The following is a 25,811-nucleotide window of genomic DNA, read 5'->3' as shown; positions in this document are numbered from 1 at the left end:
GGCTTCCGTCCACCGCCACAGCTTACCTTTATTCCAGCGTGCCCGTGATGAATCCCAGTTGTGCCGCCAACTCTGGGCGGCCGACTCCCCACTCGCACATGTTGTAATTATCCCAGGCCACGCGGCGTTGCGAGTACGGATCCGCCTCGACACGCACCACGTCGTCGAAGACAAGAGTCTCGCGCAAGGCCAGCTGAACGCGTGCCTCCTCGCCCGCGGGCACGAGGCGATGGGCCGTATCGGCCGGGTGCGCGACCCGGTACGGTGGCCACTCTGGACCCGGTTCGCCGCCGTGGATGAAGGCGGCCCACTGGCGCTGCATGAGGACCGTGAGTTCATCGAAGCTCTCTGTCGAGCCGATACGCGTGAGCGTCGACATGCGCGAGGCCTGCGCGTCGCCGAAGACGTTGGAGAGCTCAAGCGAATGCATAGCACCAAGCCCTAACCAGCGCAGCGCCACCGGCGCGAAGTCGAAACGGTACATCCATGTCGGTGCGACCAGGCTGTGTGCCTCGGCGACGCGCACAGACGGCGCCCAAAAGAGGGCATCGGCAAGCAAATGCGCAAAGTCCGCGCGCGTGGACGCGCCGTTATAGGCGGCGACGACGGCAGGCGCGCCCTCCTCGTCGAAGCTGGAGAGCAGGCGCAACGCCGCGCGCTGGCGGGCAAATTCGCGCTGAAAGAGGAACTTACCAAAGCTCGCCTCATCCGAATTCGTGCCGATGAGCAGCGGCACGGGGGCCTGCTCGCCCGCCTCAAACGTATCGATGGGGTGCCGCGGCACCAGATCCCCGTCGACGGTGGGCGCGTAGCAGGAGTTGAGATGGAGAAGCTCACCCGCGCGCCACATCATGGATTGCCCCGCGCGCACGATGTCCGCGAAGTGCTGGTTCTGGACGTCCCCTAGCGTGGCCAGGCGCGGCAGGGACAGCTTGTTTACCAGCTCGCGGGCCCACAGGGTCGACTGCGTGCGCGAATGGATCATGGAAATGGGCGGCGATTGCGCAATGGCGCGGTGAAACAGCCCGCGCGCAGCCGGGGTGCCCATGAGCGTAAGCACGGCCGCACCGCCGGCGGACTCCCCCATGAGCGTGACGGAGTCCGGGTCGCCACCGAAGCTCGCAATGTTATCGCGCACCCACTTCAGCGCGAGGAGCTGGTCGCTCACGGCCGGGTTGGCGCAAGCACCCTCGGCTGCGCTGAGACTGCGCATGTCGAGGTATCCCAACGCACCGAGCCGGAAGTTCACGGAGACGTAGACGACGTTCATGGTCTGCGCGAGCTGAAAGCCACGCAGCATGAGCATGTGGGAGGAGCCGACGATAAACGAACCGCCGTGGAGATAGACGACCACGGGCAGGGTCTCGTCCGTGTCGGGGCGCACGACGTCCAAATGGAGGCAGTCCTCAGAGCCCACAATCTTGTCCGTCCACGAATACGTGGGCTGCGGGGCAACCGGCCCAAATTCGCGACAGTCACGAATGCCTTCCCACCCCTGTGCGGGGCGTGATCGCTGAAAGCGTCCCGAGCCGCTCGTATCCGCGCCAAACGGAATGCCGCGCCAGGAGCGCACGGCCGCTCCCGAAACGTCCTCATACAGACCGCGCACCCAGCCCTGCTGAGTGTGCACCGTCAAGGCATCCGCCAGCGCATTATCGGCCCTTAACTGGGCACGACGTGCGCGCGCATGAGCCTCCCGAGCGGCCCGCCGCGCCTCGGACACGGTGGGCTCATACCCATGGTCCGCTCGCGCCTGACCCGCGGCGCCACGAGGGAGCCGCGGGGGCGTGTTTTCCGGGCGGTGTGCGCGCGGTGGACGGTTGAGCGAGCTCATGCCTCCAGCGTAATTCCGTACACTCGATCCTGCGTACCAATGACAAACATGATTTAAGGAAGCGACCATGATTTCAGACAAGCTCTTTGGAAAGAAGTCCTCGACCAAGGCTGAGGTGCAGCCGCGCGACGACGGCGAGGGCACCGTCCTCACGGAGGAAGAGCGTTCCCTCAACGATTCCTTTCGCACGCAATGGGCCACGGAAAATTCTGACGGTGACAAGTTCTCCGCCATCATCTTGAGCACGCTCGACCGGGCGGTCGGTATTCAGGCCAGCACCATCTCGAAATACGTGGACGGCGTAATCGAGAAGAACCAGAACGTCTCCATGGACACCCGCCAAGGCGTTATCGATGACCACTTCCTCAAGATCGTCACGGGCACCGGCGCCGGTGCCGGCGGCGCCGCGGCCATTCCGGGTATCGGTTTCGCGACGGGTACTGCGGCGATTGCCGCGGAGTCCGTGGTCTTCCTCGAGGCCGCCACGTGGTACATCCTGGCCTCGGCTAAGCTCCGCGGCATAGCCATTGAGGACAAGGAACTGCGCCGCGCACTTGTGCTCATGGTGCTTTCCGGCTCCCGCGGCACCGCCATCGTTGACACCTTCTTCACCGAGGCTGCCGATGCCCCCGGTGCGGCCACTGCCACCCGTCCCGGTTCCCTTGCCTCGGCCGCCGCGCTCACGCGCTTTTCCGCACCGACGCTGCAGGGCCTGTCCGGCCGCCTGGCCAAGACATTCACCAAGAAGGTCGTCGGCCGCTTCAAGTGGGCATGGCTGTCCAAGCTGCTGCCGTTGGGCCTGGGCGCCGTCGCCGGCGGCATCGCCAATCGCAAGCTAGCGCGCAGAGTCATGGACAACGTACACACGCAGCTGCGTGCTCTATAAGGACCCTGCACCTCCGTGTCCACCCCGTGGCCCCAGAGCACGACCTGTGTACTACTTTCCGACTTCGTCCTGCGCTGGGTGGTGGACGCGGCACCCCCGCTTGGGCGAGCGTTCCCCACACCGTAACGAATAAGCGCAGGTTAGTGGGCGGAAATTATGCACCCACTCTAAAAGTCACCAAACGACCCCCCACTCTGTGAATGTTTCACAGTGTGGGGTTTATCATGGTGGGCAGACTATCGGCACCGGTGGGCCTTCTGCAGGCCCTTCTAGATTCCGGCCGTCGGTCCCAGCGTCGAATAAACGACCGCGATAAACGCAACTTAAATAAGCATGTAAGCAAGGAAATGAGGCGAGCATCTGCCGTGAGCAACTCGAGCATCTTCGGCCCCAACGCATGGCTGATTGACGAACAGTTCCAGCAGTATTCCAAGGACCCGAACTCCGTCGACAAGGAGTGGCGCGAGTACTTCAAGGCCAACGGCGCCCCGCAAAGCGCAACGCAGTCTCCGGCTGCCGTGAAGCAGTCCGAGGGTTCTTCCATCGAAGTCAAGCAGTCCGCGCGCGAGACCAGCACGTCTGCCGCCGCTGCCGACGCTCAGGCTTCCACGAAGAAGGCTGCACCGGCACCGGATAAGCCGGCTTCCAAGAAGTCCGCTGCGAAGAAGCCGCAGTCCCCGCTCGAGCGCATTGGCGAGGCACCGGAGCCGGGCGAGACCCAGCTCAAGGGCATGTTCAAGGCCATCGCCAAGAACATGGACGAGTCTCTGACCATCCCCACGGCCACCACCGTGCGTGATATGCCGGTCAAGCTCATGTGGGAAAACCGCGCGCTCATCAACGATCACCTCAAGCGCACCCGCGGCGGCAAGATCTCCTTTACCCATATCCTCGGCTACGCCATGGTCAAGGCCGTACAGATCCACCCGGCCATGAACGTGCGTTACGAAAACAAGGACGGCAAGCCTTTCGTTGTTCAGCCCGAGCACGTCAACTTGGGTCTAGCCATCGACCTTCCACAGAAGGACGGATCCCGCGCCCTCGTCGTTGCCGCCATCAAGGACTGCGAGCACAAGTCCTTCGCCGAGTTCCTCGACGCCTACGAGGACATCGTCGCGCGTTCCCGCAAGAACAAGCTGACCATGGATGACTTCTCGGGCGTGACCATCAACCTCACCAACCCGGGCGGCATTGGTACCCGCCACTCCATCGCCCGCCTCACCAAGGGTTCTGGCGCGATTATCGGTGTCGGTTCTATGGATTACCCGGCCGAGTTCGCTGGTGCCTCTGCAGACCGCCTCGCTGAACTGGGCGTAGGCCGCCTCGTCACCCTGACCTCCACCTACGACCACCGTGTCATCCAGGGTGCGGAGTCCGGCGAGTTCCTGCGCACCATCGGCCAGCTCATCAATGATGACGCCTTCTGGGATGAAATCTTCAAGTCCATGGGCGTGCCCTACGCTCCGTTCCGCTGGGCACAGGACGTGCCGAACACCGGCGTGGACAAGAACACCCGCGTCATGCAGCTCATCGAGGCCTACCGCTCCCGCGGTCACCTCATTGCAGACGTCAACCCGCTGAATTGGCGCCAGCCGGGCCTGCCTTGGCCGGATCACCGCGACCTGGACATGCGCACCCATGGCCTGAGCATCTGGGATTTGGACCGCACCTTCAACGTCGGCGGCTTCGGCGGCAAGGAGCAGATGACGCTGCGCGAGGTGCTCTCCCGCCTGCGCGCTGCCTACACCCTCAAGGTTGGCTCCGAGTACGCCCACATCATGGACCGCGACGAACGCGAGTGGCTGCGCGACCGCCTCGAGGCTGGCGTCCCGAAGCCCACCAACGCTGAGCAGAAGTACATCCTGCAGAAGGTCAACGCGGCAGAAGCCTTCGAGAACTTCCTGCAGACCAAGTACGTGGGCCAGAAGCGCTTCTCGCTGGAGGGCGCCGAGTCGCTCATCCCGCTCATGGACTCCATCATCGACACCGCTGCAGGCCAGGACCTCGACGAGGTCGTCATCGGCATGCCGCACCGTGGTCGCCTCAACGTCCTGTTCAACATCGTGGGCAAGCCGCTGGCCGACATCTTCGATGAGTTCGACGGCAAGTACAAGGAAGGCCAGCTCGGCGGCTCCGGCGACGTCAAGTACCACCTCGGCGCCGAGGGCGAGCACTACCAGATGTTCGGCGACGGCGACATCAAGATCACCCTTGCCGCCAACCCGTCCCACCTCGAGGCCGTTGACCCAGTCATGGAGGGCATGGCCCGCGCGAAGGAAGACCTTCTGGGCAAGCCGGGCGAGCACCCCGTCGTGCCGATCATGCTCCACGGCGATTCATCCTTCAACGGTCTGGGCATTGTCCAGGAGACCATCAACCTCTCCCGCCTGCAGCCCTACACCGTGGGCGGCACCGTCCACATCGTCGTCAACAACCAGGTGGGCTTCACCACCACCCCGGACCTGGCGCGTTCCACCCACTACTCCACCGACCTCGCCAAGGGCTTCGACTGCCCAGTCTTCCACGTCAACGGCGACGACCCGGAGGCTGTCTACTGGGTGGGCCAGCTGGCCGCTGAGTACCGCCACGCATGGGGCAAGGACGTCTTCATCGACCTCATCTGCTACCGCCTGCGCGGCCACAATGAGGCGGACGATCCGTCTATGACGCAGCCGCTGCTCTACGACATCATCGACGACCACACCTCCGTGCGTGAGCGCTACACCCAGGAGCTCATTGGCCGCGGCGACCTCTCCGACGAAGAGGCAGAGGCAGCAGCACGCGACTTCCACGACCAGATGGAGTCCGTCTTCACCGAGGTCAAGGCCGCGGAGAAGGCGAAGCCGAAGCAGCAGACCGGCATCACCGGATCCCAGGAGCTCACCCGCGGTCTCGACACGTCCATCACCCGCGACGAGCTCGCCGCGCTGGGCCAGGCCTTCCTCGATACCCCGGAGGGCTTCCAGTACCACAAGCGCGTGGCCAAAGTGGCCGAGCAGCGTGCAAAGGCCGCCATCGAAGGCGGTATCGACTGGGGCTTCGGCGAGCTCATCGCCTTCGGCTCCCTCGCTAACGCCGGTAAGACCATCCGCCTCGCTGGTGAGGATTCCCGCCGCGGTACCTTCACCCAGCGCCACGCGGTCGTCTTCGACCCGACCTCTGGTGACGAGTTCAACCCGCTTGACGCTCTCGCTAACGAGCGCGGCAACGGCGGCTCCTTCAACGTCTTCAACTCTGCGCTGACCGAATACGCCGGCATGGGCTTCGAGTACGGCTACGGCCTGGGCAACCCCGACGCCGTCGTCGCATGGGAGGCACAGTTCGGTGACTTCGCCAACGGCGCACAGACCATCATCGACGAGTACGTCTCCTCCGGCGAGGCCAAGTGGGGTCTGCTCAGCTCGCTCATCCTCCTCCTGCCGCACGGCTACGAGGGCCAGGGCCCTGACCACTCCTCCGCCCGTATCGAGCGCTACCTGCAGCTGTGTGCTGAGGGTTCCATGACCGTGGCTCAGCCGTCTACCCCGGCTAACCACTTCCACCTCCTGCGCCGCCAGGCACTCGGTGACATGAAGCGCCCGCTCGTTATCTTCTCCCCGAAGGCCATGCTGCGCCTCAAGGACGCGGCTTCCTCCGTCGAGGAATTCACCGAAGTCAAGAAGTTCCGCTCGGTCATCAACGACCCGAAGTACTTCGACCTGCAGGGTGAGAAGATTGCGGATACCTCCAAGGTCAAGACCATCATGCTCGTCTCCGGCAAGCTCTACTACGACCTTGCTAAGAAGCGCGACAAGGATGGCCGCGAGGACGTCGCTCTCGTGCGCGTGGAAATGCTCCACCCGATCCCGTTCAACCGTCTGCGCGAGGCCTTCGCTGCATATCCGAACGCGGAGCAGATTCGCTTCGTCCAGGCTGAGCCGGCCAACCAGGGTCCGTGGCCGTTCTACAACGAGCACCTGCGTCGCCTCATCCCGGATATGCCGGAGATGGTGCGCGTGTCCCGCCGCGCTCAGTCCTCGACTGCAACCGGTAACGCCAAGGTCCACGCCATTGAGCATGACCAGCTGCTTGAGGAAGCCTTCGCGAAGTAAGGTTCTTCCCTCCTAGCACGACGCCCCGCTGACAGCTCCCCCGCTGTCGCCGGGGCGTCGGTGTTTTTCACGTCCCCGCCACGCACAAATCCGCTCGCCCACACCATGGACGAGCGGATATCTCTAGCGGCATCTAGCCCGCGCACAGCCGCGCCGCAGGTCTCAGCAACTAAGCCGCCACGCTACTTCAACGTCGAGCCGCCTGTATCGCCAGACCCCGACCCAGCGCCGGCGTTGGCGCCGGCATCCCCGCCCGCGCCGCCGTCGCTCGTGCCGCTGCCTTCCGAACTACCGCTTGTGTCTCCTGGGTTCGACGTGGAGGTGTTAAGCCAGTGCTCCACCGTCTGGCTCACGCTGCCTGTGCGGTCAGCCTCCTCCACCAGGTCGTCGAGGTCCTCGGTGGTGAGATACTTCGTCACCGAGGCAATCTCAAAACGCTCGTCCCGATCAAGCAGATCTTTAGCGTAGATAGGTACAAAGTTCTGAGGCAGATCGACCTTTTCTTGATCTTTGCAGCCCGGTGCGGACGAAGGATCCACGGTTGTCAGCACCGTGGGCAGAGCATTCATCATCGCGATGTGCGTCTCTGCAAGGAAGTCCCGGTCCGTCTCGTCACCGGCCTCCTCGCGTTCCTTCTCTAGGCGCTTGGCCGTGGGCATATCGAAGCCCGCGAGCGCGTTGCCGGTACATGCCACGAGGAAATTCGAGTTTCCCTCTTCCAATTCATCCACGCGGGAGCTGCTATCCGGCATCTGCTCATGCACGAGGCTGGCAGAGCGCCCCTCCTCCCCGAGGGTCTGGATATAGATTTCTCCGAGCACGAGCTGCTCGGGGGAATCAGGGGCCACCGCGATGCGCACTTGTGCCCGAGACAGTTCAGATGCCTCAGGCAACGGCTCCTGGCGCGCGCACGCGCTCACCCCTGCCGTGCTCGCTGCCACCGCTGTGAGAGCCACAAGTCGGCGGGCAAAACGTGTATGCATGAACGGGGCTCCTTGTCGCGAGATCAGCTCGAATCCAGGTGGTACGGGTGACCAGTTTACACGGGTAGATCCGGGACTAAGATGGGTAGCTGATATGACTAACGCAATTGAAGAATCCCACGTACGCGAGGCACTGTCCCGCGTCGAGGACCCCGAAATCGGTCGCCCGATTACCGAGCTGGACATGGTGAAATCCATCGCCATTGACGGCAACGATGTCGCGGTCGAGATCTACCTCACCATCGCTGGCTGCCCCATGAAAAACACCATCGAACAGAACACCCGCGCGGTGCTCGAAGACCTCGAGGGCGTGGGCACCGTGACCGTGACTATGGACGCGATGAATGACGACCAACGTCGTGCCCTCAAGAAAAAGCTGCGCGGTGGCCAGGCCGAGCCCGAAATCCCCTTCGCCAAGCCGAATTCCACGACGCGCGTCTTCGCCGTGGCTTCCGGCAAAGGCGGCGTGGGCAAGTCGTCCATGACGGCCAATCTGGGCGCCGCGCTCGCTGCCCGCGGCCTCAAGGTTGGCATCGTCGATGCCGATATTTACGGCCACTCCATCCCCGGTCTCCTGGGCAATATGGAACCGCCCACGGTCATCGATGAGGAAATGCTGCTGCCGCCGATCGCGCACGGCCTCAAGTTCATCTCCATCGGCCAGTTCATCGAGGGCAATGCCCCCATCGTGTGGCGCGGCCCTATGCTCCACCGCGCGCTTCAGCAGTTCCTGGGCGATGTCTTCTGGGGCGATCTTGACGTCCTTCTCCTCGACTTGCCGCCGGGTACCGGCGATGTCGCGCTGTCGGTCGCACAGCTCATCCCCAACGCGGAGCTCCTCGTCGTCACCACGCCGCAGGCAGCCGCCGCTGAGGTCGCTGAGCGTGCCGGCTCGATGGCGCAGCAGACCGGCCAGCGTGTCGCCGGAGTCGTGGAGAACATGTCTGCCATGGTGATGCCGGATGGCTCCACGATGGAGATCTTCGGCGCAGGCGGCGGCCATACCGTCGCCAATCGCCTGAGCACGCTCCTTGGCGCCGACGTTCCGCTGCTCGGTCAGATCCCGCTGGATCCGGCCCTGCGCACCAATGGCGATGAAGGCACCCCCGTAGTCGTTGCGGCGCCTGAGTCCCCCGCCGGAGCCGCGCTTGCCGATGTCGCCTCGAAGCTCGTCGTCCGCAAGGACTCGCTCGCTGGCAAGTCTTTGGGTCTCGGCGTGAAGTAGACCGCACGAGATAAAGCCTCGCGAACACTGTACCGAGAGTTCACGGGGCCTTTTCTTCTATGTTCTTGTTCCCTATGGTTGTTCCCTGTGGTTGTTCTCTGCGCCTACGGCTAGGTGATATCCGCCCACGAGAAGCCACCACCGCTGCTGTAATCGCCGCCATTCTGGCTGCGCTGCTGCGGGTTCTGCGGTGACTGCGCAGGATTCTGGGCCGGGTTCTGAGCGGGATTTTGGGGCGCCTGAGCCGCGCCCGGTCCCTGATATCCCTGGGCGCCGCCCTGATTCGGCTGTGCGCCTGCAGCAGGCTGTCCGGGCTCCTGGTGACGCGAAGGCTTGCGCGGGTCGAAGTCATCCCAGGCGGAATCGTCGCCATCAAAGAGTGCCTTAGTAATCGCCGCCCGCGGACCCATGCGGCCCCACTCCGCAGCCGTATTGATGGGACCACGCAGAGCGTCAAACTCTTGGCCCAAGCTGCTCATCTCGCCATTAAGTTCCGCCTTGGCACTATTGATAGCCTTGCGGGCAGCATAGATGGCAGCGCGCACGTCCTGAATCACACCAGGCAGGCGCTCGGGGCCAATGACCAAAACAGCAATTATGGCGATGACGAAAATTTCGCCCCACCCGATATTGGAAAACACGCGTTCTTTACCTTCTCATTGCGCGACGCAGCGTGTCGAGCTTATCCAAAAAGTCTTGTTTAGGAGTACACGCCAGCTCTTCCCCATTGGGCCCGGAGCCCTGGGGCGACGACGCAATATTCGTGAGCCGTGCGACGAGGCTTTGCGGGATATGCACATCCTTGCTGCGTTGTCGGACCCACTCGGCTGCGCCACGTTGCCGCTCAATCTCGCCACGGCATTCCGGGCAGTGCACGAGGTGCACCCGAACACGATGTTGCGACTTCGGGCCCATCTCACCATCGACAAATGCAACGACGGCTTCTGGACCGAGGTGACCAATGGAATCGTAACGTCGCGCTTTTGCTTTCAGCTTGTCTACCGTGCGCTGGCGCACTGCGCGTGCGCCGCCGAGCGACACGGTTGCGGCGTGGTTCTTCATGGCCACCTCCTTTATCCAAGCGGGTGAATGAATCGGGTCCGCAGCGCTCGTGCTGGCGGGCGTGTGTACGTCTCCAGCCTAGCGCGCTGAACGCTACCGCGTGCGAAGCAAAATGCGTGCGTCAGAATCGTTGACGGCCGCGGCTTCGAGTGAGGCGCGCAGCTGCGAGCGCCCACGGTGGATACGCGAACGAACCGTACCCATCTTGACGCCCAGCGTTTCTGCGATTTCGTCGTAGCTCATTCCTACGACGTCACACAGAACGACAGCGACGCGGAAGTCGGGACTCAGCTCATCGAGTGCACGCTGCAGCGCAGGGTCGAGGTTTGCCACGGTGTAAGCCTGCTCCGGGGTCATATCTTCGCCCGGGACGCGGTCATAGTCCTCCGGCAGCGCCTCCATGCGGATCTTGCTGCGATGGCGCACCATGTCGAGGAAGAGGTTGGTAGTGATGCGGTGTAACCAGCCCTCAAAGGTTCCGGCCTTGTACTTATCCAAGGAGCGGAAGACGCGCATAAACGTTTCCTGGGTGAGGTCTTCCGCATCATGTTGATTACCGGAAAGGCGGTAGGCCAATCGGTACACGCTATCCGCGTGTTCTGCGACGAGTTCCTCCCAGGTGGGCATGCTGGCCTCGCCCGCGTCAAAGGCAGCGGTCCCGTGAAGCTGGTCCGAATAATGGTCTGCCATTGCGCGTTTCATGCATTTCATTGTGCTATATCCGTGCTCCAAAAGCCAGATATCGAGCTGCTAATCCACTGTGAATGGTCCTGTGCACGACCTGCCAGCCCCGCGCACCGGCTTGGACCGCTAGGATAAGCACTGTGACTTCTACTGCATATAATGCCCTGCTTGACTACATCGACACGACCACTGAGCGCTCGGAGGCGCTGCGTGCCGCCTACGCGCATGCGGAGGAATTCTCGCTTCCCGCCCCGGGTGTTGCTGTAGGTCAGCTCCTTGCCACTCTTACTGCTGGCGGCGTGCACGCGGAGAAGCCGCAGGCGATTGCCATTACTCCGGCAGTTTCCGTAGCAGGTCTCTATCTGCTCGAGGGCCTACCTGAAGGCGGCATCCTTTCGTGCATCGACCCAGAGGCTGAGCACCAAGCCAACGCCAAGCAATTGTTCCGCACGGCAGGCCACCCTACCTCGCGCGTGCGCTTCCTCCCGTCGCGTCCCCTCGATGTCATCGGCCGCCTCGCCAACGAGTCCTACCACGTCATTTACGCTGATGTTCCCACCATGGATCTGCAGGCTTTAACGAAGGCCGCGTGGCCGCTGCTCACACACGGCGGCACGCTCGTCCTTGCTGGAGCATTGCTCGACGGAACACTGGCCGATACCTCACGGACAGATCGCACCACGACTGCTGCGCGCGAAGCCGATGAGTTCGCACGGTCACTGGAGGACGCTGTCATTACGCGTCTGCCCCTCGAATCCGGTATCACGCTGGTTACCAAGCGTTAAGAGCTGGGTCGCGGTAAGCGCCCCGCTGTCACCGTCGGCGCACAAAGCACAAAGACCTCGCTGTTCCGATAAGCAACCGTGAGGTCTTTGTGTACCCACGCTAGAGGCGCAAAGCGTTGAGCAGCCACGCGGGCACTTCACCGCTCACGCCAAAACGGTGCCGATGAGGAAAGTAAGCACCGCGCTGCGAAGACCAGAATGTCAAATCCGGCGGGCATCAGCGTCTCTTTATGGTTCGAGGACTTATCAGAGTCAAGATCCGCACTTGGCGTTCTGCCACTGCCGAGCTGCCGGCCGCTTGTTGTTAAGCTCGCACTACTGCTTCTGCGCGAGAATTCTCCGCAGCGCGTTCCACTTCGCTCAAGTCGGTGCCATCAGCCGCGCGATCCATGCAGCGGCCCTGGCCCTCCTAGCCAACCCCGATCTCCCCCTCGTTTGCACCGGATTGTCTTCTATCTCCGCCGCTTGTGCCTGCGCTCAAGTCTGATCACGCAACATGGCACTGAAACGTTCTACACCCGATTGCGTGGTTACCGTGCTGCACGGTCCATGCTGCCGGGAGCGGACGCGACAGCGGCGGTGTCACGGACAGCATCCTTGTCAAAGGCCTGGGGAACCGCCGCCGAACCGCCGACCACGATGGTCAAGGCCGTCGCAAAGGCGACGACTGATTTGAAGACGGTATCAAACTGCATTGCTTTCATAATTCCCCGCTATGTTGACTACTCTATGCGCGTTTCATTCGTAAACCACGACCAGATTAACTGATAGTGTTATAAGAAAGCAACCTTTTTGTTACGTAATCGCTGTGAGATCAAACAAGACCCGCACGGGGCGGGCCTTGTCGCTGAAGCACTACCGTGGCACGGTCGTTACCCGTGCATCACCTGGCGTATTTCCATGCCGTTTTACACCGTCTCGTTCTTGCCCACGACCACTACGCCGCCGGCAGATACGGTGTACTTCTCCTCGTCACGCTCACGGTCAACGCCGATAATGGCGCCATCGGAGATAACGACGTTCTTGTCAATAATGGCGTGGCGCACGACAGCACCCTTTCCTACGCGCACGCCTGGCATGAGAACCGACCCCTCAACAGTCGCGCCGTCTGCCACGTGAACGTCGGACGCGAGCACCGAGTTGCGCACCGTACCGCCCGAGATGATGCAGCCCGCGGCAACCATGGAAGCCTGCGCGATACCGTTCTGCACGAACTTCGCCGGCGGCAGGTTCGTCGCATCCGTCGAGTGGATGGGCCACTGTGAGTTGTACAGGTTGAAGATGGGCAGCACAGAGATGAGATCCATGTGTGCCTCGTAGAAAGAGTCGATGGTACCGACGTCGCGCCAGTAACCGTGGTCGCGTTCGGTTGCACCCGGAACCTCGTTCGACATGAAGTCGTAAACGTGGGCCTGGCCGCGCTCGACGAAGTACGGAATGATGTCGCCACCCATATCGTGCGCTGAGTTCTCGTTCTTCTCGTCTTCCAGAAGTGCCTGCTTAAGCGCAGAGGCAGTAAAGACGTAGTTACCCATCGAGGCGTAGGTCATATTCGGATCATCCGGCGTAGACGGCGGGTTGTCCGGCTTCTCCACGAATTCCGTGATGGTTCCCATGCCGTCAGCCTCGATGCAGCCAAAGGCCGTCGCTTCCGAACGCGGAACGCGAATGCCTGCCACGGAGCAATCCAGTCCGGTCGCGATGTGTTCCTCGACCATCTGGGACGGATCCATGCGGTAGACGTGGTCCGCACCGAAGACGATGACGTAATCCGGCTTCTCATCGTTAATGAGGTTGAGCGACTGCACGATGGCGTCTGCCGAGCCGTTGTACCAGCGCTTACCGCGACGCTGCTGTGCCGGGACCGAAGCGATGTACTGCGGGGTCGGACCCGACAGGTTCCACGCCTGGGAGATGTGACGGTCGAGCGAGTGAGACTTGTACTGGGTCAGCACGGCAATTTTGAGGTAACCGGCGTTGACCAAGTTGGAAAGAACGAAGTCGATAAGACGGTAGGCACCGCCAAAGGGGACGGCGGGCTTGGCGCGATCTTCAGTGAGGGGAAAGAGGCGTTTTCCTTCGCCACCGGCGAGAACAATGGCTAGAACTTTAGGCTGGGATTTCACATCTCCCAACTTATCCATGCTTTGCCTTTTTGTCATTGAAAATATGCGCGAATTCATGTGATGTTTACACAGGCACCCCCGAGGCCACAAGAATCCCCGGCGAGGGCGCGGTTTTGTGGTTACTCTGGTCGATTATGAGAGCCGGAATTTTTACCAAAGAATACCCGCCCGAAATTTACGGCGGTGCAGGCGTTCACGTCGCCGAGTTGACTCGTTTCATGCGCGACATTATCGATGTTGACGTCCACTGCATGGGCGCCCCGCGTGAGGAAGCCAATGTCTACACGTACGGTGTTGATCCGGACTTAGCTGATGCCAACGGCGCGCTTAAGACGCTGAGCACGGGCCTACGCATGGCCAACGGGGCATCGGCAGCCGATGTCGCGCACTCGCACACCTGGTACACCGGCCTTGCTGGCCACCTTGCGGGGAAGCTCTACGGAATTCCACACGTGGTCACCGCACACTCGCTCGAACCCCATCGCCCGTGGAAGCGCGAACAGCTCGGCGGCGGTTACGACGTCTCCTCGTGGTCGGAGTGCAACGCCATTGAGAATGCTGACGCCGTCATTGCTGTGTCTGCAGGCATGAAGTCCTCCATCCTCGATGTCTACCCCAATGTCGACCCGGACAAGGTCCATGTCGTCCTCAACGGCATCGATACGCAGCTGTGGCAACCGCGCGAGACCGAACTCCTCGATAAGTTGGGCGTCGACCGTAACCGCCCCATCGTTGCCTTCGTTGGCCGTATCACCCGGCAGAAGGGCGTGGCTCACCTGCTCAAGGCAGCCGCTGACTTCGACCCCGACGTGCAGCTCGTGCTGTGTGCTGGTGCCCCGGACACTGCAGAGATCGAGGCAGAAACCAAGTCGCTCGTGGAGGGCCTCCAGGCTCAGCGTGATGGCGTCTACTGGGTCCGTGAGATGCTCTCCCGCACCGACATTCAGCAGATTTACTCCGGCGCTGACATCTTTGTGTGCCCCTCCATTTACGAGCCGCTGGGCATTGTCAACCTTGAAGCCATGGCGTGCGGGACTGCCGTCGTGGCTTCTGACGTGGGCGGAATTCCGGAAGTTGTCGTGGACGGCGAAACGGGTACCCTGGTCCACTACGACGAGCAGGTGCCCGCGGAATTCGAGGCGGGCATTGCTGCCGCCGTCAACCGCCTGGTGGGCGACGCCGACACGCTGCGTGCGTGGGGTGCGGCCGGCCGCAAGCGCGCGGAAGAGAAATTTAGCTGGGCGACCATCGCCGCCCAAACAGTCGATATTTACCGGAGCCTGATTTAGATGACCTACCGCCCTGAGCTGCACGTCGCTTTGGAGTCTGGGGTGCTCGAAGCACCCGCAGGAGCCTTACTCGACGGCACGACGTGGCACCTCTTCCACCAATATCGTCCGGCCCCTGGCGAGCCTTCCCGATGGGGCCACGTCTTTGCGGAGGAAGCGCCCTTCGAGTGGCTCGAGTGCGATGACGCTCTCGCGCCCGTAGGCGGCGAGTTTGGCCTGCGCGCTGGCTCCGTGGCGGCGGTCGGCCCTGATATCAACCTGTATTTCACCTCGTTGACCGCTGGCGCCTCGTCCATTCGCTTCGCCAAGTACACGGGCTATGACGAAACGTGTGAGGTCTCTGACGATCCGCAGGCGCTGGACCCCAACGTGGCTCGCCATGGCGAGGTCATCACCAGCGCCGATGGATTCTCGCGCTTTCGTTCGCCGTGCGTTGTCCCCGACTGGGCTGCCGACGACAAACGGGAGGACGGCCACGAAGGCTGGCTCATGCTGGCGCTGTCCGGTTCTACGGAGAACCCAACGCCGGTCGTGCTGCGCAGCGCCGATGGCGACACGTGGCACTTCGACGGTCCGCTGACATTCAAGGGCAATACCGCCTTCCCCGGCACCAAGGACGATCTCCCGGCCGCGATCGTCTCCCCTCGCATCATCCGCCTACGCGATGAAATCGACGGCAACGTCTATGACGTTCTGTTCTTTACTGTCGAAGCTGTGGGCAAGGAATCCGGCGAGGTGGCTGGCTACCTCGTGGGACGTCTGCAGGGCAGCGAGTTTGAGGTTGTTTCCGGCTTCCGTCGTCTCGACTACGGCCACGACTTCACCCGCCCGCGCAATACGAATTCCACACCGGGCACGTTCTCGGAGGACTTCAATTACCGGGAAGCCTGCTTGTTCGGTTTGCTCAATGGTCGTGGTCGCAGCGATAACCCCGCGGTTCATCACTCGTGGACCGAGGAAGGTTGGGCCAACGCGCTCACGCTGCCGCGCCTCGTGACACTGCAGGGAGGAGTGCTGTACCAGACTCCCCCGCGCGGTTTGCCGGACGCTGTCTCACATTCGAAGCGCGCCCGCATGTGGACGGGCCTGCTCGAGGTTCCGGCCGGCAGCGCCGTCACCGTCACGCTCCTCGACGGCCACGGCAAGCCAGCGACGACGGTCACCCACGCGGGCACGGAGCTGCGCGTCGACCGTTCCATGTCGCGTGCCTTCGACGAAACGTATAAGACGGACATCCCTGCGGTGGCTCCGCTCACCGAGGATCCAGAGAACGTCGACGACTCGCTCACCATCGTCGTCGACGGCACGACCGTAGAGATTTTCGCGGACTCGGGCCTGGTGACCATGGCCTCGCGCATGTACTTCGATGGCGGCTGCAGCGGCTTCCGCGTTGAGACGAATGGCGACGCTGAGGTCGTGCGCAGTTTCGAGCGCGCCGGCTCCTAATCGCGCGGTCCGGCGCCCACCACAGCACGGAAACGGCCCCGCAGCATCACAGTTCGTGATGCTGCGGGGCCGTTTGCCTGTTCCGTTCAACGCCGTGCGCGTAGCGTGGGGCGCGCGGGGCAACACCCCGGACCTGTGAACTAGCGGACGGGGCGCAAGCGATCGAGGCGAGCGCGGGCGGTCACCGTGATCGACTCCGGCAACGAGGCCATGCGCTCGGCCAGTTGCTCCGCGCTAATGTGGCGCGCAGACGGGCTCATTCCAACCTGTGCGATGATGGAGGCCTTGTCGAGCACGATAGGGAAAGAAATATCAACTGGGTCTGCGGCTTGCTCAAGGTAGCCCTTGGCTTGCTCGTACATGCGCTCAACCTTGCCTTCTTCCACGCCGAGAATGCCCAGCGGGGCACGCAGTTCGTCGAGATGTCCCGCCGCGGGGGTAAGAACGACAACTTGGCCATGCGGCGCGAGCACGCGTTGGAACTCCGCGGGGTTGCGCGGCGCGAAGACAACGGAGATAGCGTCAATGACGCCATCGCGCAGCGGCAGGCGTTCCCACGCGTCTGCGACCACGGCGCCAATGCGCGGGTGCGCCTTTGCCAAGTGCTTGGCCGCGTGCGTAGAAATATCCAGGCCCACGCCACGAGCGCCGTCCAAGGAGTCCAGTGTGTGCGCGAGATAGTAGCCGGTGCCTGCGCCGACCTCGAGCAGCGCCGGCGAGTGTTCTTCCGGTGCGAGGTCAACGACGTCTTGTACGGCGCCGGTCACCGCCTCCACGAAAGGCGCGAAGTGACCGCGGGAAAGGTACGTCTCACGGGCCTCGACCATGGCGGCGTCATCACCCTTGTGTTTGAGCCCAGCCCCCGGGGCAAGCGTGACGTAGCCTTGCTTGGCGACGTCATAGGAGTGACCCGACTCGGCGACGAGACGAGCACAATCGTCCGCGCCAGCCAATGGCGTACCGTCGACGGGATCAGCGAGAAGATCGATTACGTCGGCAAGCACTTATCCGGCAGCCTCCGTGAGCAAAGCTCCGAGCTCAGCGGCTTCTTCCTTGGTCATCTCGACGACGATGCGTCCGCCGCCATCAGACGGGATGCGCATAACGATCTTGCGAGATTCTTCCACTGCTTCCATCGGGCCGCCGGTGGTACGTGGCTTCATTGCTGCCATGAGCGAAGCTCCTTATATCTCAGTTATTGGGTATACCCCACCTAGTCTACGCTACTTTCCCGCGGGTTTAGCCCACGTCACGTCGCGGCCACGGGCAGAGCGGACTGAAACACTACAGATAGCGGCGATCGCGTGGCAGCCTAGGACCGGCGCTCGTCCTCGCTCGGACCATCGACGATGATGAAGCTTCCTGCCTGCGAGGGACCAGCGCCGGGAGTTTGCGTGACCGTCATCGTTCCGGTGCGGTCCTCTTTCTCCTGCGGCTCGGCTGGCTTCTCGTCCGAGCGTTCTTCCGGGAGTTCAGCCTGCTGCGCAGGTGCGCTCGGAGCAGCGGCGTCCACAAACGCAGCGGCGGCCGGGGACTCGGCAGCGGCCACGTCAGGCGCAGGCGTGGACATCGCGCGGGCAGCGGTGAGTTCTTCCTCCAGTTCTTGGAAACGCTTGTCGAGGGCCACGAGGACCTCGTCGACCTGGCGTTGGCGGTAGCCGTTGCGCACGACGTCAAAACGGACGTCGTCCAGGTCACCGTGTTTGACCGCCACGCGGTTGCTCGCGCGCACATCGGAGGGGCCTTCTGGCCCATCCATCACTGCACCATTCACACCAAACTTACCCGTCGCCCAGATGCCCAGGATGGCGAGAATGGCGAGAATAAGGATGAGCAGGATCCACGAAAACATGCTGTTTAAGCTACCTTACTTTCAGTGTGCGGTATGCAAAGGCCACGGGAGAAACCACGAGAAGCCGCCGGAAGCCCCAGTGGGGACGACTAGCGCGCGTTGCGGATACGCTGGTCGGCAATGACCTCGTGGCATGTGACGATATGGGCCACGGCCTCGTCCGGATCATCGGTGATGAGGAAGAGATCGGGGTCTTCCGGACTGATATAGCCGTCGATGACGAGAGTCTGGCGAATCCAATCCACGAGGCCGGACCAGTACTCGGAACCCATGAGGACTATCGGATAGTTCGTCACCTTGCCGGTCTGCACCATGCAGAGGACCTCAAAGAACTCGTCCATGGTGCCAAAGCCACCGGGCAGGCAGATGAAGGCCTGGGAGTACTTGAGGAACATCGTCTTACGCGCGAAGAAGTAGCGGAAGTTGAGGCCCAAGTCGACGTAGGCGTTGAGCCCCTGCTCGTGCGGGAGCTCGATGCCCAGACCCACCGAGGTGCCGCCCGCCTCATGCGCGCCGCGGTTGGCGGCCTCCATGATGCCGGGGCCGCCGCCGGTGATCACGGCGTACTCGGCGCCCGCTAGCTGACGGCCGACCTCGACGCCGAGGTCGTAGTAGGTGTCACCCTCGTGCAGACGGGCGGAACCAAAGACGGTCACGGCCTTGGGCAGGCGGTAGAGCGCATCAAAGCCGGCGACGAACTCGCCTTGGATGCGCAGCACGCGCCACGGGTCCGCATGCATCCAGTCATGGTCTGCCCCAGATTCGAGGAGCCGTTGGTCGAAGGTGGAGTCCTGCTGTCCCTCGGTGCGCAGGAGCATGGGGCCGCGCAGGGTGCGGTCTTTCGTGACGTGGTTGAGCTCGGGTGCCATGTGGGTGTGAGTACTTTCTGAACGTTGAAGGTCTTAGGACGTGGTGAGGTAGGCCTTAAGCGCGCGGGCGACCTCACAGATCTGCGCGACAGGAACCTGCTCGTCTTTCTTGTGTGCAAAGCCCGGATCGCCCGCACCGAAATTGACGGCTGGGGTGCCCATCTCGGAGAAGCGTGCGACGTCGGTCCAGCCGAACTTCGCTCTGAAATTGCCGTCGACGGCGGCGAGCAGCGCCTGTGCCGCTGGCTGGCCCAGGCCCGGCAGAGCGGCACCCGCAGCGTCGTCGACCTCGACGGTGATGGTGCCCGGCGCGCCAGCCTCGCCGCCGTTGGCGCCCACTTCGAGTTCGAGGACGCCGAGCGCGTGGGCCATCGCCTCGTCGAGCGACCGGTCCGGCGCGAAGCGGAAATTGACGAACATCCACGCCTCGTCCGGAATGGTATTCGTTGCCACGCCCGACTCGAGGTGGACGATATTAAGTCCCTCGCGGTACTCGCATTCGTCGATGGTGACGGTGCGGGGCACATAGGAGGCCACGCGCTGCATGACCGGGGCCAGGGCGTGGGCGGCGTTGGAGCCGAGCCAGGCGCGCGCCGAGTGGGCGCGCGTGCCGTGGGCCGTCACACGTAGGCGGAGGGTGCCCTGGCAGCCCGCCTCGATCATCGCGCCGGAGGGCTCGCCCAACAGTGCCAGATCTCCAGCGAGCCATTCAGGATGGTCGCGCTGCAAGTGGCCCAGGCCATTGAACTCGGTGGCAACTTCCTCACCCTCGTAGGCGATGAGGGTCAAGTCATGGGCGAGCGAGGGGGCATCGGCAAGCTCGGCGAAGGCATGGAGGTAGACCGCCATGCCGGACTTCATGTCCACGGTGCCGCAGCCCCACATGACGGCATCCTCGCCAGAGCCTTCCATGTGGTGCGGGACGTTATCCGCGATGGGAACCGTGTCGATATGGCCGGCGAGTACGACGCGGGAGGTCAGCCCCCGGTTCGTGCGGGCACACACCGTGTTGCCGTAGCGCTCTACCTCAATGGGAGCCCGCAGCGCACGCAAAGCTTCCTCCACAGCGTCCGCGATCGCCTCCTCATGGTGCGAAGGGCTGGGGATATCCACCAGCGCGGCAGTGAGTTCGACGGGGTCAGCATGCAAATCTAGAGTCACAAGTGGCCATCGTACCGCCGTGACAGGCCACGCGCGCGCCGGTGTTAGGCTTTAATGCGTTCTACTTGAAGCCTATAGCGCGAAAGAATCTTCCTTATGAGCACCTCTCCAGCAGCGGGCAAGCGGCTGAAATCACGCCACCTCACCATGATGGGCCTGGGTTCTGCCGTCGGCGCCGGGCTCTTCCTCGGCGTCGGCGTGGGCATTCAGGCCTCCGGTACCTCGGTCCTTATTTCTTATGCCATCGCGGGCGGGCTCATCGCGCTCGTCATGGTCATGCTTGGCGAGATGGCCGCCGCACGTCCCTCGCTCGGCTCCTTTTCCACCTACGCGGGCCAAGCCTTTGGCAACTGGGCACGGTTTACGCTGGGCTGGCTCTACTGGTTCATGCTCATCATGGTCATGGGTTCGGAAATCACCGGCGCCTCCGCCATCATCGCGGGGTGGACCGGCTGGGCGCCGTGGGTCCCGGCGCTCATCGCGGTGACCCTCTTCGCCATCGTCAACTTCGCGGCTGTGCGTGGCTTTGGCGAATTCGAGTTCTGGTTCTCCACCATCAAGGTCGGCGTCATCATCGTGTTCATCGCCATCGGCCTGCTCATGGCGCTGGGCTGGTGGCCGAACACGGACACTGTCCACCTGTCCAACTTCACGGAAAACTTCCTACCCAACGGCGCGCCCGGTTTCGCCGCGGGCCTGCTCGCTGTCGCCTTCGCCTTCGGCGGCATCGAGCTTGTCACCATCGCCGCCGCCGAGTCCGAGGACCCCGCGCACAACGTGTCCACCGCCGTGCGCGCCGCCGTCTTCCGCATCATCGTCTTCTACGTCGGCTCCGTGGCCATCATCTCGCTGCTGCTGCCCTTCGACCGCATCCACGACGCGGACGTCGCCGCACAGTCGCCGTTCACGCTCGTCCTCGAGCAGGCCGGCCTGCCGGGCGCCGTCGGCGTCATGGAGGTCGTCATCGTCGTCGCCCTCCTGTCCTCGTTTAACGCACAGATCTACGCCACCTCCCGCCTCGTCTTCGACATGGCGCACGAGGGCAACGCGCACAAGCTCTTCCTCAAGACCTCCCGCACTGGTTCCCCCGTCAACGCCGTCATCCTCTCGATGATCTTCGCCTTTGCTTCGGTGGGCCTGCAGTACTGGAACCCGCCGGGACTGCTCGCCTTCCTCTTCAACGCCGTGGGCGGCTGCCTGCTCGTCATCTGGCTGTTTATCACCTGCTCTTACCTCAAGCTCCACCCGCAGCTCAAGGCCAATGGCGAGATCACCGCGCTGCGCGCGCCGGGCTTTCCCTACGTCCCGTGGCTGGTCATGCTCGCCATGGCAGCACTCATCGTGCTCATGGTCTTCGACCCGTCCGCGCGCGGCCAGGTCATCGCCGTACTCGTCCTGTCCGCCGCCCTCATCGTCCTCGCCGTGGTGCTTCCGGTGGGCAAGCGCGAGAAGCTTGTCCGTACCCCCTCTACCGCAGCCCCCGGTCAGGTGTGAGCCAGGTATCACTGACCTGAGATTCCCTTCATGGTCGGCTAGACTCCTGAAACAATATGCGCCGCGGCGCGGCGCTGCCCTACTAGACATTCACCTCACGAAAGTACTCTGACTTCTCATGACCTCAGCATCCGCCCGCGGACTGGCCACGCTCACTCACGACGGCACCGTCCTCGACGTTTGGTTCCCTGCTGTGTATACGGATAAGCCTGTGGACGCGACCGGCACCACCCGCCTGGAGCAGGCCCCGCAGCAGTTCGCTTCCCTCGTCGGCCCTGATGAGGAGCGTGGCGTCGCCCGCGTCGCCGTGGAGACGACCATCAAGGACCTGGACGAGGCTCCGGTGGACGCCTACGACGCGTACCTGCGCCTCCACCTGCTCTCTCACCGCGCGGTGAAGCCACACGGCCTCAACATGGATGGCATCTTCGGACTGCTCGCCAACGTCGTGTGGACCAATTACGGCCCCTGCGCCGTCGCCGACTTCCAGATGGTCCGCGGCCGCCTCGCCTCCCGTGGCCCCGTGGTCGTCTTCTCCGTCGACAAATTCCCGCGCATGGTCGACTATGTCGTGCCATCCGGCGTGCGCATCGGCGACGCGGACCGCGTGCGTCTGGGCGCCCACCTCGCTGAGGGCACCACCGTCATGCACGAAGGTTTCGTCAACTTCAACGCCGGCACGCTGGGAACCTCCATGGTCGAGGGTCGCATTTCCGCTGGCGTCGTCGTGGGTGACGGCTCCGACGTGGGCGGCGGCGCCTCCATCATGGGCACGCTGTCCGGTGGCGGCAAGGAAGTCATCTCCATCGGCGAGCGCTGCTTGCTCGGCGCGAACTCCGGCATCGGCATCTCCCTCGGCGATGACTGCGTCGTCGAGGCCGGCCTCTACGTCACCGCCGGCACCAAGATCGCCGTGCACGGCGCCGTCGCCACCGCCCTCGGCGTAGCCGACGGCGACACCGTCAAGGGCTCCCAGCTCTCCGGCGGCTCCGGCTTCCTCCTGCGCCGCAACTCCGTCACCGGCGCTGTCGAGGCCACCGAGTGGAAGGCCTCGGCCGTCAAGCTCAACGACGCGCTCCACAAGAACTAACGCGCTGTCGCTTTCGCCTCCACCCCGCACCGCATCCCGCGGCGCGGGGTGTCCGCGTTTTCCTGCGCATAGCCATGCCATTCGAACAGATCTACGTGAAATGTACGTAAACTCGTCCCCTCGTGTGGCCTCCGTCTCCTACACTTAGGCTTGTTCTTCTCGCACAGTTGCATCCACCCCGAGAAGACACCCATTCCCCGCCGTCTGTGACGGCCCACCTACTAGTGCAGGAGCTTGAATTATGTCGAACATTCTGGAAATCAAGGACAAGGTCCAGCGTTGGCTGATGGAGGACAAGAACACCGGCCAGGTGAGCCTGCTTCCGGACGGCTACCGGATCATCAACGGAAACGTCCCAGTCCACATCACCTTCGAAGAGCGCGATGGTGAGGATCCGTACGTCCTTATCCGTATCACTGCGCTGACCGTCTGGGACGCCCCGATGACCCCCGAATCGCAGGCGTGGCTGCTCGAGCACAATAACGACTACATCTTTGGTCGTTTCGCCATCCACACTGCGCACAACGACAAGCTTGACCGCGATGTCACGGCCGTCCTGGTCGAACACCTCATTCTGGGCGACACCGTCGACCCGGATGAATTCCTCAACGCCCTTTACACGGTCGCCATCGCGGGTGACAGCTTTGATGACGAGTTCATTGCACAGTTCGGTGGCGAACACTACATCGACGACTAAACGCCATGCTCTCCACCTCCACGCTCCTTACCCTGTCCGACTACGCACAAGCGGAGGCCAAGAAGCGCTCTGAGCCGGCCACGGCCTGGCACTTAGCCGCCGCGCTGCAGGACAAGTACCCGAAGCTATTCGCCGATATCTTTGGCGAGGGCGGTGCTGACCTGCTTCGCACGTCGGCCCACGCGTCCTTGTCCGCGCTCGACGTCTCCGTGCGTCGCCTCCAGGAGTCCGCTCCACCGCAGAAGGCCGAAACCTTCCGCTCCCTGCTGCGTCCCACGTCAACCGCCGAGGCCGCCACCGCCGCGCCCAACGCCACACCGGTCGCAGCAACGGACTCTTCATCGGACTCAGCGCCGAACGCGATGGCGACGCTGGACACGCCCGCCCCGACTGCGCAGTCCGGGGAACGCGCAACCGCTGAATCCACCGGCGCCGCAGGCGAGGCACGCACCGTCGAACAGGCCCACGCTGCGTCAGAAGATTCTGCTGGCCCACGCTCCCGGTTCTTAGACGCCGCAGAAGCCCGCGCAGTCCCCGAGTCGCAGACCGCCGCCATACGGCAGGCCTACGTCCAGGCAACCGGCGCGCCCGAGGTGCCCTGCGTCGTCGTAGTTCCGGAAGGCCGGCGCACCAGCGAGGTCGCCGACTACCTCGCAGCAATGGCCGAAGACGGCGTCTCGGTCAGCCGATTTAATCCCGATTTCCTCTTTAGCAAGGCGCTGAACTTCCGCTCCCTGCGCAAGGCCTTCGCAGGCATTGACGCCACACATATCGTCGTGCTCGATTGCGTCGAGACCATCTTGGGTCTCACCTCGCCCTATACGGCGACGGACGTCGCCGCTGCTGTCGATACCTTCCATGTGACCGCCACACCGCATCCGGTCCTCGTGCTGCCGCAGGCCGCGGTCGGCACCTTCGAGGAGCAGCATGCTGCGCTGGCTGATGCCGCCGTACGGGTCACGCTGCCGCCACTCACTAACGCCGAGGCCACGGAGCTCGTGCAGCAGGTTCTCATTGAAGAGGCAGCCGCCGCCCAGCTCACGGTCGACGAGGACGTTCGTCCCCTCATCACGGCCCCCGCCGCGCCTACGGACACCCTGCGCCAGCCTGCGGTGGGCATCAACCGCGCCCGCACGGCCATCCGCTCCGCGCAGTTGCGTGGGGCTCGGGCAGTGACCACCGCCGACGTTGATACGTTGACCTCCTCGGATAATCTGCGCGTCCGCTCTGCCGAGCTCATCGCCGCCCTCAAGAAGCAGGTCCACGGCCAGGACTACGCCTGCGAGGTCACCGCACGCCGCCTGGCGCTCACCCACCTCAACTGGGATCTCAACCCGCAGCGTCCCAACGGCGTCTTTCTCTTCGCCGGTCCCTCCGGCGTAGGTAAGACGCAGCTGGCCAAGGCCTTGTGCGAGGCACTCTATGATGACGCGCAGCGCCTCATCCGCCTCGATATGAGCGAGTACCACCAGGAATGGGCCATCTCCCGCCTCACGGGTCCGCAACCGGGCTATGTCGGCTCCACCGAGCCCGACTCTTGGCTCACCACCCGCGTGCGCAAGCAGCCGCACACGGTCCTCCTCCTCGACGAGATTGAGAAGGCACATCCCAAGGTCTGGAATACCTTCCTCCAGGTCTTCGATGCCGGCCGTCTCACGGACTCCCGCGGAGAGGTCGCGGATTTCTCCGACACGGTCATCATCATGACCTCTAACCTCGGCGCCACGAGCATGAACGTCAGCTCGCTGGGCTTTGGCGGCGGCACCCAGACCGACCTCGTGGAAGCTAGCCGCGAGCGCGTCCTCGGCGCCGTAAAGAAGTCCATGGCCCCGGAGCTCGTCAACCGCATGGATGCCATCATCCCGTTCCAGCCACTGGGGAAGGACACCATCCGCGCCATCGCGTTGCAGGAGATCGAGCGCATCACCGCACGTCTGGCCGGCCATGGTTACGCGCTTACGGTGACCGATGCCGCCGTGGACCTCATCGCGGACAGCGGCTACGAACCGGCCTTCGGCGCCCGCCACGTCCAACGCGCAGTGGAAAACCTGCTCCTGCTCCCCATGCCGGAACTTGAGCCAGGCTTTATCCTTGCTGATGCTGTCGACGGCAAGGTCGTGCTCGCGCACACCGCCTAGCCCCGCGGACCGGCACACCGCCCACTCCGGCGGCCCGCCGCTCCCCGTCGCCGGTGGGGTATGCTCCGCTGCCCCTGATGCGGACCGCGCCCCACCGCC

The 25,811-nt window shown here is 63.4% G+C and carries 22 protein-coding genes; 10 read left to right on the top strand and 12 right to left on the bottom strand.

Going from position 1 to position 25,811, the window contains the following annotated elements; translation table 11 throughout:
* Nucleotides 1-28: 28 nt before the first annotated feature.
* The gene (locus HMPREF3227_RS00235) at nucleotides 29-1,723 is read right to left on the bottom strand and encodes a carboxylesterase/lipase family protein (RefSeq protein WP_066490691.1); all 1,695 of its coding nucleotides are present in this window, start codon (nucleotides 1,721-1,723) and stop codon (nucleotides 29-31) included.
* Nucleotides 1,724-1,901: 178 nt separating this feature from the next.
* Between HMPREF3227_RS00235 and HMPREF3227_RS00230 the strand changes: the two genes are divergently transcribed.
* The gene (locus HMPREF3227_RS00230) at nucleotides 1,902-2,720 is read left to right on the top strand and encodes a hypothetical protein (RefSeq protein ID WP_141681518.1); all 819 of its coding nucleotides are present in this window, start codon (nucleotides 1,902-1,904) and stop codon (nucleotides 2,718-2,720) included.
* A gap of 365 nt (nucleotides 2,721-3,085) precedes the next feature.
* Complete coding sequence (locus HMPREF3227_RS00225) at nucleotides 3,086-6,811, top strand: multifunctional oxoglutarate decarboxylase/oxoglutarate dehydrogenase thiamine pyrophosphate-binding subunit/dihydrolipoyllysine-residue succinyltransferase subunit (protein ID WP_197429488.1); 3,726 nt, start codon at nucleotides 3,086-3,088, stop codon at nucleotides 6,809-6,811.
* Nucleotides 6,812-6,993: 182 nt separating this feature from the next.
* On the opposite strand, the gene HMPREF3227_RS00220 is transcribed toward HMPREF3227_RS00225, so the two are convergent.
* Nucleotides 6,994-7,794, bottom strand: a complete 801-nt coding sequence (locus tag HMPREF3227_RS00220) for a hypothetical protein (protein WP_066509318.1) — start codon at nucleotides 7,792-7,794, stop codon at nucleotides 6,994-6,996.
* A gap of 94 nt (nucleotides 7,795-7,888) precedes the next feature.
* Here HMPREF3227_RS00220 and HMPREF3227_RS00215 point away from each other — a divergent pair, with 94 nt between their 5' ends.
* On the top strand, nucleotides 7,889-9,019 hold the full coding sequence (locus tag HMPREF3227_RS00215; protein WP_066490683.1) for an Mrp/NBP35 family ATP-binding protein: 1,131 nt from the start codon (nucleotides 7,889-7,891) through the stop codon (nucleotides 9,017-9,019).
* Between the two features lie 110 nt (nucleotides 9,020-9,129).
* Here HMPREF3227_RS00215 and tatB read toward each other — a convergent pair whose 3' ends face one another.
* The 3 genes from tatB to sigE all read right to left on the bottom strand — a co-directional run bounded on the left by tatB (nucleotide 9,130) and on the right by sigE (nucleotide 10,783).
* Complete coding sequence (gene tatB / locus HMPREF3227_RS00210; RefSeq protein ID WP_066490679.1) at nucleotides 9,130-9,660, bottom strand: Sec-independent protein translocase protein TatB; 531 nt, start codon at nucleotides 9,658-9,660, stop codon at nucleotides 9,130-9,132.
* A 7-nt stretch (nucleotides 9,661-9,667) separates the two neighbouring features.
* Nucleotides 9,668-10,081 carry an anti-sigma factor family protein gene (locus HMPREF3227_RS00205; RefSeq protein ID WP_066490670.1) on the bottom strand — a complete coding sequence of 138 codons (414 nt, stop codon included), beginning with the start codon at nucleotides 10,079-10,081 and terminating at the stop codon, nucleotides 9,668-9,670.
* 93 nt (nucleotides 10,082-10,174) lie between these two features.
* Nucleotides 10,175-10,783: an RNA polymerase sigma factor SigE gene (gene sigE / locus HMPREF3227_RS00200; RefSeq protein WP_230384020.1), complete on the bottom strand. Its 609-nt coding sequence runs from the start codon at nucleotides 10,781-10,783 to the stop codon at nucleotides 10,175-10,177.
* 122 nt (nucleotides 10,784-10,905) lie between these two features.
* Here sigE and HMPREF3227_RS00195 point away from each other — a divergent pair, with 122 nt between their 5' ends.
* Nucleotides 10,906-11,550, top strand: coding sequence for an O-methyltransferase (locus HMPREF3227_RS00195; protein ID WP_066490657.1), 645 nt, complete (start codon nucleotides 10,906-10,908; stop codon nucleotides 11,548-11,550).
* Nucleotides 11,551-12,080: 530 nt separating this feature from the next.
* Here the strand turns inward: HMPREF3227_RS00195 and HMPREF3227_RS13115 are convergent.
* Together HMPREF3227_RS13115 and glgC are read right to left on the bottom strand one after the other, a co-directional pair.
* Nucleotides 12,081-12,254 (bottom strand): hypothetical protein, encoded by a 174-nt coding sequence (locus tag HMPREF3227_RS13115; protein WP_156452943.1) that lies wholly within the window; start codon nucleotides 12,252-12,254, stop codon nucleotides 12,081-12,083.
* A gap of 204 nt (nucleotides 12,255-12,458) precedes the next feature.
* Nucleotides 12,459-13,676 carry a glucose-1-phosphate adenylyltransferase gene (gene glgC / locus HMPREF3227_RS00190; RefSeq protein WP_066491075.1) on the bottom strand — a complete coding sequence of 406 codons (1,218 nt, stop codon included), beginning with the start codon at nucleotides 13,674-13,676 and terminating at the stop codon, nucleotides 12,459-12,461.
* Between the two features lie 134 nt (nucleotides 13,677-13,810).
* Between glgC and glgA the strand changes: the two genes are divergently transcribed.
* Together glgA and HMPREF3227_RS00180 are read left to right on the top strand one after the other, a co-directional pair.
* Nucleotides 13,811-14,965, top strand: a complete 1,155-nt coding sequence (glgA, locus tag HMPREF3227_RS00185; RefSeq protein ID WP_066491072.1) for a glycogen synthase — start codon at nucleotides 13,811-13,813, stop codon at nucleotides 14,963-14,965.
* Nucleotides 14,966-16,411 (top strand): GH32 C-terminal domain-containing protein, encoded by a 1,446-nt coding sequence (locus tag HMPREF3227_RS00180; protein ID WP_066509314.1) that lies wholly within the window; start codon nucleotides 14,966-14,968, stop codon nucleotides 16,409-16,411.
* A gap of 140 nt (nucleotides 16,412-16,551) precedes the next feature.
* On the opposite strand, the gene HMPREF3227_RS00175 is transcribed toward HMPREF3227_RS00180, so the two are convergent.
* From HMPREF3227_RS00175 to dapE, 5 genes are all read right to left on the bottom strand, one after another.
* The gene (locus HMPREF3227_RS00175) at nucleotides 16,552-17,415 is read right to left on the bottom strand and encodes a methyltransferase domain-containing protein (protein ID WP_066490639.1); all 864 of its coding nucleotides are present in this window, start codon (nucleotides 17,413-17,415) and stop codon (nucleotides 16,552-16,554) included.
* The gene (locus HMPREF3227_RS12705; protein ID WP_068801645.1) at nucleotides 17,416-17,583 is read right to left on the bottom strand and encodes a DUF3117 domain-containing protein; all 168 of its coding nucleotides are present in this window, start codon (nucleotides 17,581-17,583) and stop codon (nucleotides 17,416-17,418) included.
* A 140-nt stretch (nucleotides 17,584-17,723) separates the two neighbouring features.
* Nucleotides 17,724-18,263 (bottom strand): hypothetical protein, encoded by a 540-nt coding sequence (locus HMPREF3227_RS00170; RefSeq protein ID WP_066509312.1) that lies wholly within the window; start codon nucleotides 18,261-18,263, stop codon nucleotides 17,724-17,726.
* Between the two features lie 89 nt (nucleotides 18,264-18,352).
* Nucleotides 18,353-19,132 carry an LOG family protein gene (locus HMPREF3227_RS00165; RefSeq protein WP_066490634.1) on the bottom strand — a complete coding sequence of 260 codons (780 nt, stop codon included), beginning with the start codon at nucleotides 19,130-19,132 and terminating at the stop codon, nucleotides 18,353-18,355.
* Nucleotides 19,133-19,165: 33 nt separating this feature from the next.
* A complete protein-coding gene (gene dapE, locus HMPREF3227_RS00160; RefSeq protein ID WP_066509308.1) occupies nucleotides 19,166-20,293 on the bottom strand; it encodes a succinyl-diaminopimelate desuccinylase in 1,128 nt (375 codons plus the stop codon).
* A 96-nt stretch (nucleotides 20,294-20,389) separates the two neighbouring features.
* Between dapE and HMPREF3227_RS00155 the strand changes: the two genes are divergently transcribed.
* The 4 genes from HMPREF3227_RS00155 to HMPREF3227_RS00140 all read left to right on the top strand — a co-directional run bounded on the left by HMPREF3227_RS00155 (nucleotide 20,390) and on the right by HMPREF3227_RS00140 (nucleotide 25,712).
* Nucleotides 20,390-21,787, top strand: a complete 1,398-nt coding sequence (locus HMPREF3227_RS00155) for an amino acid permease (protein ID WP_066490632.1) — start codon at nucleotides 20,390-20,392, stop codon at nucleotides 21,785-21,787.
* Nucleotides 21,788-21,905: 118 nt separating this feature from the next.
* Entirely contained in the window at nucleotides 21,906-22,877 is a 972-nt protein-coding gene (dapD, locus tag HMPREF3227_RS00150) for a 2,3,4,5-tetrahydropyridine-2,6-dicarboxylate N-succinyltransferase (protein ID WP_066490628.1), read from the top strand.
* 241 nt (nucleotides 22,878-23,118) lie between these two features.
* The gene (locus HMPREF3227_RS00145) at nucleotides 23,119-23,574 is read left to right on the top strand and encodes a T3SS (YopN, CesT) and YbjN peptide-binding chaperone 1 (protein WP_066509306.1); all 456 of its coding nucleotides are present in this window, start codon (nucleotides 23,119-23,121) and stop codon (nucleotides 23,572-23,574) included.
* 5 nt (nucleotides 23,575-23,579) lie between these two features.
* Complete coding sequence (locus HMPREF3227_RS00140; protein ID WP_066509302.1) at nucleotides 23,580-25,712, top strand: AAA family ATPase; 2,133 nt, start codon at nucleotides 23,580-23,582, stop codon at nucleotides 25,710-25,712.
* Nucleotides 25,713-25,811 lie beyond the last annotated feature (99 nt).

It is taken from the genome of Corynebacterium sp. CMW7794, assembly GCF_001563605.1.
Taxonomy (GTDB): domain Bacteria; phylum Actinomycetota; class Actinomycetes; order Mycobacteriales; family Mycobacteriaceae; genus Corynebacterium; species Corynebacterium phoceense.
This window is presented reverse-complemented; position numbering and strand designations above follow the sequence as displayed.